This window comes from Paenibacillus gorillae (genome assembly GCF_000513275.1).
In the GTDB taxonomy this organism is placed as follows: Bacteria; Bacillota; Bacilli; order Paenibacillales; family Paenibacillaceae; genus Pristimantibacillus; species Pristimantibacillus gorillae.
This window is the reverse complement of the sequence record NZ_CBVJ010000121.1, coordinates 1-12,115: the sequence shown is the minus strand read 5'-3', so window position 1 is coordinate 12,115 and position 12,115 is coordinate 1. Positions and strand designations below refer to the sequence as shown.

The following is a 12,115-nucleotide window of genomic DNA, read 5'->3' as shown; positions in this document are numbered from 1 at the left end:
TGCGATCAAGCCCCCCATATCCGCTCCCACAGCGAACTTGGCTTCGTAAAATAACGAAGCCGCTTCGCTAGCAAAAGTACATTTTGATACGAGGTAAATGTGCTATGTCACAGATAGCCTCCCATAAATCCGAAATCCCAAAAAAGGGATAGACACCCATAAGCAAATGGCTTAAAGTGGAAATTGTGTTTTATATTCCATGAATCCCCAATCAAGGGAGGGTGTTTGGACATGCAAACGACGATATCGAATCATGAGGGCTGGACAGATGCAAGCCCAAAGGAAGTCGGCTACGACCCGAAAACGTTGGACAGGCTCGATGAGCACTATATGGACCTGATCCAAAAAGGCACAATACAAGCAGCCAGCTATATGTTGTCCAGAAAAGGCAAAACCTTCGCTAACCGATCCTTCGGGAAGCTGTTGCCGGACGATAATAGCCCGGACCTAGAACCGGACTCCTTACGCAAAGTGTACTCCATTACTAAAGCGTTTACAGCCGTAGCAATTCTTCAGCTTATCGATCGGGGCAAGATTGCTTTGCATCAGTCGGTAAGCAGCATTTTGCCAGAGTTTAATACGGACATGCACCGCAGCATTACGATTTTTCACTTGTTAACCCACACGTCAGGCCTGCAAGGAGATCCGGGCTTTCATATGGAGCCTTTCGGCTTGCCGTGGTATGAGCGCGCAGTCCGCTACATGAAAGAGCAGGACAGCGATGTGAACTGGATCAAGATGTTGTTGGCAGGTCCGCTGCAAAGAAAGCCGGGAAAAGAATGGCTTTACTGTTCAAGCGGCTATGTGCTGCTCGGGCAAGTGATTGCGAAAGTTTCCGGCAAATCCTACGACCAATATATTCATGATGAAATTACAAAGCCTTTGGGTATGAACCACACGTTTATGGAAGTGCCGGAGGAACACCGCAGCCAGGTCTGCTGTACGAATGACTGGGAGCTCGAGCAGGTGCTGCATCCGCGGGCAGTTGATGCTGATTTTCCTCCTAAGGCTGGGAATGGTCTGTATTCCACGCTGGAGGACTTGACCAAGTTCGGCCAAATGATGCTAAATGGCGGAGAAGCTGGCGGCACCCGAATTCTATCGACGAGAGCTGTTGGCCTGCATACGACAAATCAGCTCCATGGAGTAACCAATAATGGCTGGGGAGGCCAACAGACTGACTATCAGTTTGGATTGGGCTGGTCGCTGGACCACTTTGATCTATGCAGTAAAGGGACGTTCTCTCATGAGGGCTACGGCCCTTCCGGTCTTTACGTAGACCCGGTGGAGGAGCTTGTCTTTGCTTTCTTCGTGCCAAGCCCTAAAGGCTTCACGAACGAGTCAGTCGTAACGCCTCGGGCGATTGCCTGGTCTGGATTACTGTAAATACTCATCCTTATCTGATGACGGAGGGAAGCCTATGTCTTTGATAGATGCAACAACTGGCATTCAAAAGCCGGCAGCCGGATTTGATCCGGAAGCGCTAAGCCGGCTGGAAAGCCATCTGCAAACGATGATTGATGAAGAAAAGCTGCAGTGTGCTTCATATTTGCTCGCGCAAAATGGCACGGTGTCTGCCAGCAAAGCTTTTGGACCGTTGACTCATGACCCAGCTTCCCCTGAACTGCGGATGGATTCCATTCGCCGTGTCGCTTCGGTGACCAAGCTGTTCACCACGACGGCAATCTTTCAATTGATTGAACAGGGCAAGCTGTTCCTGCGCCAATCGGTATCGGAATGGATTGAAGAATTCAAACATCCGATGTACGAGAAAATTCAAATCTGGCATCTGCTTACCCATACATCGGGCGTACAGGCCGATCCGGGTTACTTCCAAGAGCCTTACGCAATGGGCTGGTGGGACGTCATGTTCGCCTTCGAGCCGGATACAAAGGGCCGTTTCGAGGTAAAAGATGCTGAAGAGGCAGAGCGGATGCGCCGCAGCGCATGGATTAAAGCCGTGCTGTCCGGCAAGCCGATTGCATCGCCTGGCGAGCAATGGATGTATTCTTCCGCAGGTTATGCGCTGCTGGGCGAAATCATTACCCGGGCGAGCGGCAAGCCGTATGAACAGTACATTATTGAAGAGATTGCACAGCCGCTCGGGATGTCGCGGACCTTCTTCGAGGTGCCTAAGGAGTTGCATCACGAGGTTTGCGTCACAAATGATTATGACGTGAAGCGGCTGGAGAAGAATGACGACCGGACGTACGCCCCTCCAAGAGCAGGCGGCGGCTTATATTCGACTATTGATGATTTGTTCCGGTTCGGACAGATGTTCCTGAACGGCGGACAGCTTGACGGCGTGCGGGTGCTCTCCCGGAAATCGATTGAGAAAATGTCGCAAAACACGCTGGGCAGCGGCATTCCTGCTCACTCATGGGGGGCTCAGTATAGCGAATTCATCTACGGAATCGGCGCTTCGCTGACCAGACCGGATGAATGGCTGCCGCAGGGCTCTTACGGACATGAAGGAGCGGGACGCTCCAAGCTTCTAATTGATCCGATCAGACAAGCTGTTACCGTATATTTTCTGCCTTCCAATATCGACTGGTGCCCGGAAGCCATTGACGGCACGCACAGCATCCTTGGCTCCGGTTGGCTATGAGAAGGCTGGCCGCCATCATTCGTTCGATCGGCTTCGCGACCTATAAAGAGTGGGCCGCGTTCCGGTCGCATATGGCGGCTTCTTTACTTGTCGGGCCGGTGCTTTTCCTCGTTCAAGTATTTATTTGGAGTGCCATGTTCGAAGGCCGGGATACGATCAACGGGCTTACCTACTCGCAGATGCTTGCATACTACGGAGTAGCGACGCTCATTCACTACATCGCATTTGATTTCGCCGATTGGAATTTGCAGATGCTCGTGCGCAGCGGCAAATTCGTCACCTTCGCGTTGCGGCCGCTGCCGCACTGGCTGTTTGCACTCTCGCAAAAGATCGGCCACCGCTCGCTGGCACTGTGGATTGAGGTGCTGCCGGTGATGGCTTTATTTATTTTCGTCTTTGGCGTTAATCTGAAGCCGGCGTCGCCTTTTTGGGCTATCATTTCGATTCTGCTCAGCTTTCTTATGAATTTTATTGTGAATTATTGTGTGGGGCTTACGGCGTTCTGGCTCGTCCGGGCGGAAGGCGTGCGCAGAGTGTTCCTGCTGTTGAAGGACGTAAGCGCAGGCGTGTTTCTGCCGTTGTCTTTTTTTCCGGAAGTGCTGCAGAAGGTATTGTTCTTCCTGCCGTTCCAGTTCATAACGTACTTGCCGACCCGTGTCTACATCGGAGATTATGAGCTTGCCGGCATCCGGCTGTCGATTGAGCAGGCGGTAGGGCTGCAAGCGGCCGCTGTGCTTCTGGCTGGTGCGATTATGCTCGTTCTGTACGGGGCAGCAATGAGACGGTTTACGGGGGTGGGCGTATGAGGGGCATCATTCATTGCCTGGGTGCCGTATTGCGGACCAAGCTTGCGGAGCAGATGGCGTACCGGAGCCATTTTATCCTCAGTGTACTGCTGCTCGTCGCCGGAGACTTGGTCGTTCCGTTCGTGACACTTCTGATCTATAGCTCGGGAGCATCATTCCCAGGGTGGTCGATGCATGAGGCGCTGCTCATTCAGGGCGTGTTCGCATTGGCAAAAGGTATAGCCTTCCCCTTCTTCTTCGGTATGGTAGGAACGACGCTTCACCATGTGCGCGAAGGCACCTTCGATCTGCTCCTGCTGCGGCCCCGCCCCGTTATGCTGATGGCGATGCTGACCGGCTTTGATCCTGATGACTTCGGCCGATTGTTCAGTGGAGCGGTCATTTTCGGCTTTGCGCTTAGCGGCATGTCCCAGCCTGCTCTAGGAGCTTGGCTGCAATTCGGGCTGCTTTTTATCGCTGCAATCGCAATTCTATGTGCGGTGTCGTTGTTCTTGTCCGGGATGCTGTTCCGCTGGGTCGGCAGCAGCCGTGTATTTGATATTTTTGACGCCGTGACGAGCTTCGGGATGTATCCCGGGACGATCTTCGCGAAGTCGCTGCAAAATCTGCTAACCTACGTGCTGCCTGTCGGTTTGATAGCCTTCGTACCGGCAACTGCATTGCTGGGCCGCAGCGGTCTGGAAGCGTTATGGACGCTGGTGCCAGTCAGCCTGTTTCTGCTGCTTGGCGCTGTCTATTGGAATCGGATGCTGAAGGGCTATACGAGCGCGGGAGGATGACGGAGGCGACAGGCGAAGCGGAAGGAGAGTTGGACTCGCATGATTGAGGTAAGAAATTTGACGAAAACGTACATGACCCATGAGCGCGGTCATACGCTGCGCGAAGTGGCCAGAAATCTCATTCGCAGGCCGATGAAGGAAATTACGGCGGTGAACAATCTGTCTTTTACCGTGCCGCAAGGCGAGATGCTCGCTTTTCTCGGTCCGAACGGTGCAGGCAAATCGACCACTCTGAAAATGTTAACCGGCGTGCTTCATCCGACAGCAGGGGAGGTTCGGGCGCTTGGACTTACTCCATGGAAGCAGAGGCGGGAATACGTCGGGAAGATCGGCGCAGTCTTCGGACAGAAATCGCAGCTGCTGTGGGACATTCCTCCGGCTGACGCCTTCTATATGAACAAAGCGATATACGGCGTGCCGGATGCGGAATATCGCGCCACCTTGAATGAACTCGTCGATCTGCTCGAAGTCGGCGATGTAATGCGCAAGCCAACCCGCCAGTTGTCGCTTGGCGAGCGGATGAAATGCGAATTCATTATGGCGATGCTGCACCGGCCGCAGCTCGTATTTCTTGACGAGCCGACAATCGGTCTCGATATGATTGCGAAGGAGAACATCCGGGGCTTTATCCGCAGTATGAACCGTCAAGGCGTAACGTTTATTTTGACGACGCATGATCTGGAGGATGTTGAAATGCTGGCGGAGCGGGTAATCGTGATCAATCACGGGACGATTGTTTTCGATGATGCGCTCAGCGGCTTGAAAAGCCGGGTCGGCAACAAGAAGTCGGTCCGCCTGACGACGGAGACGGCTGTGCCTGATTTGCAGCTTCAAGGGCTGCGAATCGCCGAGCGGCTGGGGCCGCTGGAGATCGGAGTCGAGATCGATACCGACCTGCTGCCGCTGAAAAATTTTATCCGCGAATTCAATGATTCGTACGGCATTGCAGATATGGAGATCCAGCCGATTCCAATTGAATCGATTATGAAGGAGCTTTACCTGGAGAATGCTGAAGCCCGTTCTGAAGCGGCCGTGTCCGCGACAAAGTAGAGCGGAAGTTGAACGGTGTCTATGGGATGGAGTACACTAATGCGGTAAGCGATTACGGTAGGAGGCGAATTCATCGATGAAATATCGTCAATTAGGATCATCGGATTTGTTGGTAAGCGAGATCAGCTTCGGGACATGGGCGATCGGCGGCTCCTGGGGAAACGTAGACGACAAACAATCTTTGCTCGCACTAGAAGCAGCGATGGAAGCGGGCGTTAACTTATTTGATACGGCGGACGTGTACGGGGCCGGCCATAGTGAACGGCTGCTGGCGCAGGCGACCAAGGGGCGGGAGGATGAGATTCATATCGCAACCAAGTTCTGCCGCGCAGGAGATATTCACGATCCGGCTACTTACTCTGAGGAGTCGGTACGCGCTTATTGTGAAGCCAGTCTAAAACGTCTGGAGCGGGAGCGGCTTGATTTGTACCAGATACACTGCCCGCCGCTGCCGATCCTGCAGGACGGCCGTGTATTCGGCGTACTGGACAAGCTTGTAGAGGAAGGCAAGGTACGCCACTACGGCGTTAGCGTAGAGTCCGTGGAGGAAGGCCTGCTCTGTCTGGAGCAGCCGAATGTGCGCGCACTGCAAGTGATCGTCAACATCTTCCGGCAAAAGCCGCTGGAGCAGCTGCTTGACGAAGCGCATCGCCGCGGCGTGGCAATTCTGGTGCGGCTGCCGCTGGCAAGCGGCCTGTTGACGGGCAAGTTCACGCCGCAGACGACCTTCGAGGCAGACGATCACCGCCGTTTCAACGAGAACGGCGAGCAGTTCAACGTTGGCGAGACGTTCGCCGGACTTGGCTTCGCCAAAGGCGTTGAGCTTGCGGGGCAGCTGGGCTGGATTGCAGAAGGCCGGGGCAATATGACCCGCGCATCGCTGCGCTGGCTGCTTGATCACGAAGCAGTCACCTGCGTCATTCCAGGCTTTCGCAACGTTAGCCAGGTGCAGGATAACTTGGCAGCTCTGGATGTACCGTCCTTTACGGAGGCGGAGAACGAGCGGCTGCGTTCCTTCTATCAGGAGCAAGTGAAGCCGTTTATTCGCGGCTCGTATTAGATATAATTTGGCCGGCTCGGGGTTAAATCCGGGCCGGCTTTTTTGTGCATAAATACGGGTTTTTTGAGGGTAATTCCACTTAATTTAGAAAATAATGGTTGCCCATATTTTGGAGTTCCTTTACAATCTAGTGGGGTTTACGTAGCACCTGAGCTAAGAGATGGGGGATGAGTATGAGCATTACACAGCGAATATGGAAATACCGGATGCATTATCTGATTGTCATTCCGGCCGTTTTATTTTTAATCGGATTCAAGATTATTCCGTTCTTTTCCGGTCTCTATATGTCGATGGTAGATTATCAATTTCACAAAGGATTGTTCCAAAGCGAATGGGTCGGTTTACTCCATTACGCCCGTCTTTTCTCCGGCGACCTGTTATTTTGGCAGCTGCTGCGCAATACGTTGTCCATAAAGTTCGGATACATGCTGGCGAGCGGTGTGCTGGCGTTCGTACTTGCGATTGCACTAAGTCTCGTGCGTTCCATGATGTTACGGGGGAGTTTGCTTACTCTGTTTCTAATTCCTTACTTCATCCCGTCTGGCGTCTTCGCTTACGTCGTAGCGTGGTTGTTGTCCGAAGGACAGTCGCCAATTGCTTCGCTGAATATCGTGGCATTGGCACAGGCTGAGCTCTTCCAGCCTATAATAATTGCTGCTGAGACGTTTAAAACCTGCGGCATCGCCATTGCAATTGCGCTTTCAGCTATAAGCTCACGGCAAGCTTCCCTTGCCGGAGAGGCTGGCCTATTCGTGCAAGCAAAAGTCATTCCGGCGGCGAGAGCCGTGGCTGCTTTCCTGCTGCTGCAGTTCACCTACATCTTGTCCGGAGATTTCGAGCTGCTGCAATCGCTGCTGAATCCGCTAGTCAGGCAAACGGGCGATACGCTGGAGACCTATGGCTTTAACGCCTTTGTGATGCAGATGAACACAGGTGCCGGAGCTTCGATTCAGATCATTCTTATTATCGTACAACTCGTATTTGCGTACGGTGCTTATTTGCTCGTTAAGCGTTATTTTATCGGGGATTTGTTTAGCGGTATTACCGAAGGAAGTCAATTAAACAGCCGCTCTTCGTTAAGCGGAGGGACTTTGGCGGGAACGGCAGTGTCGGTGCTCTACGGGCTTGCTGTCGTGGCTTTTCTTTATTTGCTCTTTATTTATCCGTTTACAATGTCACCTGAGAACGGGGTCTTGCCGTTAATAAAACCAGTCATTTACATGTTCTATTTGCTGCTGGGCTTCATAGCTGCCATTTTTCATATGATAATGATCACCTTGCTCGCTTATCCGCTTACCGTGCGCAGGCTGCCAGGTAAATCGGTGTATACCTTTTTCCTGATCCTATTGGCTGTACTGGGTTCCTCTTTTATTTTTGATTTTTTTCAAGCCAGGACAATTGGCATGTCCAACACTATATTCCCTATATTCTTGTATGGAATGATTGCGATCGTACCTGTATTCGTGCTTAAAAGCATTTTCAACAGCAAATATTCTGATTTGAAGGAGCAGGCCGAACAGGAAGGTAAGGGAGAAGCGCATGCGTTTGTCATGCTATATCTTGCAAAAATGTGGAAGCCAATCCTTGCGCTAGGCGTGCTGCAGTTCATTGCAATTTGGAATGCCTTTATCCCGTCGATGATGTATATGGTTAATCCAAATATGTTCTCTCCCGCTTTTCAGTTCCGGGCGTTAGCTCAATCCGGCACGTACTTTGTAGACGTACTCCGATATGGCGCTATAGTGAGTCTGCCGTCTGTGCTTCTGTTCTTAGTATTCAGGCGCTGGATTACCTCTGAGGTGCTTCTAGGGCATGTGCGGAAGCTGTAGACATCGCCAACAATACGAAAGAGTTCAGTGATAAAGAAGGCTATCCTGTAGATGGAACGTTTTCACTTTCGATCAACCTGTCGGATCTGAAGAGTAATATCGGCAGGGAATTGTACAATGACGGAAAACATCGTGTTTTTGTGTATTATGCCGACCATGTGAATGGCAGTGAAGGCGGTTATCAGATCGGTTTCCGGTCCAGCGGAGCTTACTCATTGTCTGGAGCCTCTTTGATATCGGGTCTTCATCACCATACACTAGACGAGCATTTGTTCGCAACTGACATGATCGCTCAAATAACTGTGCAATATGAAGGGAAAAAGTATACTGGCTCTATGGTCGGAGCAAGCGGATTAAATTATAAGGACGGGGACGATTTTCTGATCTATATGCCCTCTCTCGATACGCAAGGCCAAGATGAAGCAGCAATAGACGAACCGGGTATTGTACAAGTCGACATTACGGGATTGTATATGAATCGTTGGACTAAAATATAAGCAGCCTGCTAGAAGAGCCATTGCCCATCCAATAAGATGGGTAATGGTTTTTTTAGTACAAGCAGTTTGCTGTACGTATTAATTTGAAGTACGATGGTAATGGTGATATAGGCAAGTCCTATTTCGAGTATCCGAGAAACGGAGGCATCGGCAAAATGATGCAACTATCGTCCCCGCTTTTGCAGATTGGCGCAATTATCGTGTCGATGCTGGCTGGCAGTTTTCTTATATTCATGCGCATTCGAGCAGGAAAGCAACCGACCTCACTGCGTAAAATCATCATTCCGCCGATGGGCATGGCAACCGGCTTCATCATGTTCGCCTTTCCTTTCATGCATATCCCGCTGTTATGGGGCTTATCGGCCTTCGGTACCGGCATGCTTATATTCGCATTTCCTCTAATCGTTACGACGCGCTTGGAGCGAGTAGATGCGGATATTTATGTGAAACGATCCAAAGCATTTATTTTCATAATGGTGACGCTATTTATTATTAGACTTTCGCTGCACTCCGTCGTGGAGCAATATATGTCGATACCGCAGACAGGAGCGATCTTTTATTTGCTGGCATTTGGGATGATTATTCCTTGGCGTCTGGCGATGGTCAGTGATTATGTGCGTCTGCAGAAGGTTGAAGCGGCGAATTAAAAGTGTGTATAGATAAAATAGCTGCGGTTTGGGTTTGACTTCGCCTATTCCATATGCTATTCTTTGATATATAAATTGTATGCAATTTAATTTCACTAAATTCGATTTCGGGAGGAATACATCATGTCCATCTATCAATTCGAAGCGGAAAAAATTACAGGCGAGAAAGTCAGCCTGGAGCAATATAAAGGAAAAGCGCTCGTAATCGTTAACACGGCGAGCAAATGCGGATTCACACCGCAATACAGCGATCTTCAGAAAGTATATGAAGAGTACAAGGAACAAGGCTTGGAAATTCTCGGCTTCCCAAGCAACCAGTTCGGTGAGCAGGAGCCGGGCTCCAACTCCGATGTACAAAGCTTCTGCCAAATTAACTACGGTGTTTCCTTCCCGCTTTTTGCTAAAACCGACGTCCGCGGCGAAGGGGCTCACCCGCTGTTTGATTATCTGACAGAGCAGGCTCCCTTCGAAGGTTTCGATACAACAGCGCCAAGCGGCAAAATGCTGAACTCGTTCTTGGAAGAGAAGCTTCCGGAATTCTTGGAGGGCGACTCCATCAAATGGAATTTCACTAAATTTCTTATCGATCGCGAAGGCAACGTCGTAAAACGCTTCGAATCGACGGAAGAGCCGCTTGATATGAAAGCCGATATCGAAAAGCTGCTGTAATAGATGAATGCAAAACAACCCCGTAACGGTCTCCGTTGCGGGGTTGTTTTGCGTTCATATGGCAGACTGTCAGTTTTCCCACCACAGTGCCTCCACTCCCGCACCCATAATGCCTAGAATGGTTATTGTGCCTAATACGTTAACGGTTAACGTCTGTCCTGGCGGAATAATGACGCTTCCATTGAAATTAATCTGGAGGGGGCCGGGGAAAAGCGGATAGAGATTAAATGAGGTGCCGCCGCTGACGGCGAAAATCGATGAGTTCGTCGTAGCTGCGCTTGTAACGGAACTGCCTAATTGTAAATTTGCAGGAACCACCGTTGAAGGAGAGGTGAGCGTCCCGCCGCTATAGACGGTAACCTGTCCGGAGAAACTCGACAGCAAGCTCAAGGATACGTTGGTATAGCCTAATATCTGCTGCAGGTATAAGGTTTTTCCGCTGTTGGAGGGATTGGCGATCTGGATGGAGATGTTCACACTTCCCCCTAACAGTCCTAATGAAGCGCTATTGGCAGCGTTAATTGAAAAATATTGCGCGACGGCTTTAGATGTAGCCGATTCTGGCCAGACAGATGCTCCCGGTTTTGTATAGTCATTAGTTGCATTTGTGTTGTATTTGCTGGTTTTCGGATCGAAAATATTATAGTTTGGCATCAGTATTCCCACCATGTAATATTTGCAGCTGCCGTAATCGCACCGGTGCCAACAGAAATGGTGATGGAGCGGTTAGGGGTAACGACAATACCTCCTGCGAAAGGGAAGCTGAATTGGCCTGCTGCCAGCAGTGCTGTCAGAAACAACGTCGGCGTTCCTGTGACAGTGCCGGTTGCTACGCGGGCAGTTGCAACACTCGTACTGGCATTGCCGAAATTGAGGTTGAACGGCGTTGGCGTCGTACCTCCTGGAGTCGTCCCGCCAGAGTATACATTAAGTGTGGCGGCCGCGCTGATCCCGCCGGTTATTTGCGAGACATATAGCGTTCTGCCGCTTGGATTCGGATTCGTGATCTGAATGAGCAGGTTATTTCCTCCGGTGACGGCGGTACTCGCTGATGTGGTCATGAATAAGCGGCCGTTGATGGCTGCACTCCCATCCGGAGTCGTTACGACGGCAGGGTTGTTATAGGCATTATTAATTTGAGTGTACAAGGGGTTGTTCGCTTTATTGAATACTGAAAAGTTTGGCATTTTTTTCACCTCATTTAACTCTATGCAGTTGTTAATTGCTTGTCTGGATAGAATATGGCGATTTGTTGCTTTTTGTATGGGGGATTTGGAAAAGACAGAATTTTGGGGCTGATGTGCTTCCGTCACAAGCCGCTTCCTTTGTACAAAGGGACTCATATCGTATAGGAGCATGGACATCGAGGGGAAAAGGATGGGGAACGATTCGGAAGAAGTCGGCCACAATGCCTTCGATTTGGAATGAGCGGTGCTCAGGTCAAGCAGCAGGTTTTACAGCTTCCTGCCCATGCACAACTCAAGTAAAAAGAAGGTGAACAACTATGCCAAACTTTACGACGTTTAACCCCAATCCGGATAAATTACGGACACTTATTTTCGGCAGGGACAGTACATCTACGCCGCAAGCGATTGCGACCGATTCTGCAGGACATATTTTGAACATATCGAACGGCGGGACAATAACCAGTATATTAGGTGCCACGATTAGCGGAGGCACCGTAGCGATATCTGGAGGAACAGTTGCTATCTCTGGCGGAACTGTCTCGGTGATGGGCGTAACGATTACAGGTGGAACCTTGAATGCTGTTCTTGGAGCGACGATCACTACAGGTACGTTAGCGGCTGTGCTGGGAGCAACAATCACGACAGGAACGTTGGCGGCGGTATCAGGGGCGACGATTACAGCAGGGACAATAACTGCAATTCTAGGAGCGACGATTACGGGAGGAACCGTAGCGTTATCAGGTGGTACTGTGGCTTTATCCGGAGGAACGGTAGCGATATCTGGAGGAACAGTTGCTGTCTCGGGAGCAACGATCACAGGTGGTACGCTTGCGGCGGTGTCAGGGGCAACAATTACGGCAGGAACATTGACTGCGATCCTTGGGGCCACGATCACCGGGGGGACTGTAGCCTTATCAGGCGGGACAGTTGCATTGTCTGGAGGAACAGTAGCTGTCTCAGGGGCGACAATTACGGGTGGAACC

At 50.8% G+C, this 12,115-nt stretch carries 13 protein-coding genes; 11 read left to right on the top strand and 2 right to left on the bottom strand.

Going from position 1 to position 12,115, the window contains the following annotated elements:
- Positions 1-231 precede the first annotated feature (231 nt).
- The 10 genes from TY10_RS23175 to TY10_RS23130 all read left to right on the top strand — a co-directional run bounded on the left by TY10_RS23175 (position 232) and on the right by TY10_RS23130 (position 9,945).
- Positions 232-1,386, top strand: coding sequence for a serine hydrolase domain-containing protein (locus TY10_RS23175; protein WP_042168895.1), 1,155 nt, complete (start codon positions 232-234; stop codon positions 1,384-1,386).
- A 34-nt stretch (positions 1,387-1,420) separates the two neighbouring features.
- Positions 1,421-2,608, top strand: coding sequence for a serine hydrolase domain-containing protein (locus TY10_RS23170; RefSeq protein WP_052350725.1), 1,188 nt, complete (start codon positions 1,421-1,423; stop codon positions 2,606-2,608).
- Complete coding sequence (locus tag TY10_RS23165) at positions 2,605-3,414, top strand: ABC transporter permease (RefSeq protein WP_042168892.1); 810 nt, start codon at positions 2,605-2,607, stop codon at positions 3,412-3,414. The genes TY10_RS23170 and TY10_RS23165 overlap by 4 nt, the downstream gene beginning before the upstream one ends.
- The gene (locus tag TY10_RS23160) at positions 3,411-4,193 is read left to right on the top strand and encodes an ABC transporter permease (protein ID WP_042168889.1); all 783 of its coding nucleotides are present in this window, start codon (positions 3,411-3,413) and stop codon (positions 4,191-4,193) included. Before TY10_RS23165 ends, TY10_RS23160 begins: the two co-directional genes overlap by 4 nt.
- A 39-nt stretch (positions 4,194-4,232) precedes the next feature.
- Positions 4,233-5,243, top strand: coding sequence for an ABC transporter ATP-binding protein (locus tag TY10_RS23155; RefSeq protein WP_042168886.1), 1,011 nt, complete (start codon positions 4,233-4,235; stop codon positions 5,241-5,243).
- Positions 5,244-5,319: 76 nt separating this feature from the next.
- Positions 5,320-6,303, top strand: a complete 984-nt coding sequence (locus TY10_RS23150; protein ID WP_042168883.1) for an aldo/keto reductase — start codon at positions 5,320-5,322, stop codon at positions 6,301-6,303.
- Positions 6,304-6,476: 173 nt separating this feature from the next.
- On the top strand, positions 6,477-8,132 hold the full coding sequence (locus TY10_RS23145) for a hypothetical protein (RefSeq protein ID WP_042168880.1): 1,656 nt from the start codon (positions 6,477-6,479) through the stop codon (positions 8,130-8,132).
- A gap of 110 nt (positions 8,133-8,242) precedes the next feature.
- The gene (locus TY10_RS23140) at positions 8,243-8,629 is read left to right on the top strand and encodes a hypothetical protein (protein WP_052350724.1); all 387 of its coding nucleotides are present in this window, start codon (positions 8,243-8,245) and stop codon (positions 8,627-8,629) included.
- 155 nt (positions 8,630-8,784) lie between these two features.
- Positions 8,785-9,276, top strand: a complete 492-nt coding sequence (locus TY10_RS23135; protein ID WP_042168878.1) for a CcdC family protein — start codon at positions 8,785-8,787, stop codon at positions 9,274-9,276.
- Between the two features lie 123 nt (positions 9,277-9,399).
- Positions 9,400-9,945 (top strand): glutathione peroxidase, encoded by a 546-nt coding sequence (locus TY10_RS23130; protein ID WP_042168875.1) that lies wholly within the window; start codon positions 9,400-9,402, stop codon positions 9,943-9,945.
- Between the two features lie 69 nt (positions 9,946-10,014).
- Here the strand turns inward: TY10_RS23130 and TY10_RS23125 are convergent, their stop codons facing one another.
- Together TY10_RS23125 and TY10_RS23120 are read right to left on the bottom strand one after the other, a co-directional pair.
- Positions 10,015-10,599, bottom strand: a complete 585-nt coding sequence (locus TY10_RS23125) for a hypothetical protein (protein ID WP_042168872.1) — start codon at positions 10,597-10,599, stop codon at positions 10,015-10,017.
- Positions 10,599-11,132 (bottom strand): hypothetical protein, encoded by a 534-nt coding sequence (locus tag TY10_RS23120; RefSeq protein WP_042168869.1) that lies wholly within the window; start codon positions 11,130-11,132, stop codon positions 10,599-10,601. The genes TY10_RS23125 and TY10_RS23120 overlap by 1 nt, the downstream gene beginning before the upstream one ends.
- A gap of 317 nt (positions 11,133-11,449) precedes the next feature.
- Between TY10_RS23120 and TY10_RS23115 the strand changes: the two genes are divergently transcribed.
- The coding region (locus TY10_RS23115; RefSeq protein ID WP_042168865.1) for a hypothetical protein at positions 11,450-12,115 on the top strand (666 nt) is incomplete at its 3' end.

Coding starts and splice junctions, on each gene's coding strand:
- TY10_RS23170 (WP_052350725.1), top strand. CDS start 1,421: ATGTCTTTGATAGATGCAACAACTGGCATTCAAAAGCCGGCAGCCGGA.
- TY10_RS23120 (WP_042168869.1), bottom strand. CDS start 11,132: ATGCCAAACTTTTCAGTATTCAATAAAGCGAACAACCCCTTGTACACT.
- TY10_RS23155 (WP_042168886.1), top strand. CDS start 4,233: ATGATTGAGGTAAGAAATTTGACGAAAACGTACATGACCCATGAGCGC.
- TY10_RS23175 (WP_042168895.1), top strand. CDS start 232: ATGCAAACGACGATATCGAATCATGAGGGCTGGACAGATGCAAGCCCA.
- TY10_RS23150 (WP_042168883.1), top strand. CDS start 5,320: ATGAAATATCGTCAATTAGGATCATCGGATTTGTTGGTAAGCGAGATC.
- TY10_RS23135 (WP_042168878.1), top strand. CDS start 8,785: ATGATGCAACTATCGTCCCCGCTTTTGCAGATTGGCGCAATTATCGTG.
- TY10_RS23125 (WP_042168872.1), bottom strand. CDS start 10,599: ATGCCAAACTATAATATTTTCGATCCGAAAACCAGCAAATACAACACA.
- TY10_RS23165 (WP_042168892.1), top strand. CDS start 2,605: ATGAGAAGGCTGGCCGCCATCATTCGTTCGATCGGCTTCGCGACCTAT.
- TY10_RS23160 (WP_042168889.1), top strand. CDS start 3,411: ATGAGGGGCATCATTCATTGCCTGGGTGCCGTATTGCGGACCAAGCTT.
- TY10_RS23145 (WP_042168880.1), top strand. CDS start 6,477: ATGAGCATTACACAGCGAATATGGAAATACCGGATGCATTATCTGATT.
- TY10_RS23130 (WP_042168875.1), top strand. CDS start 9,400: ATGTCCATCTATCAATTCGAAGCGGAAAAAATTACAGGCGAGAAAGTC.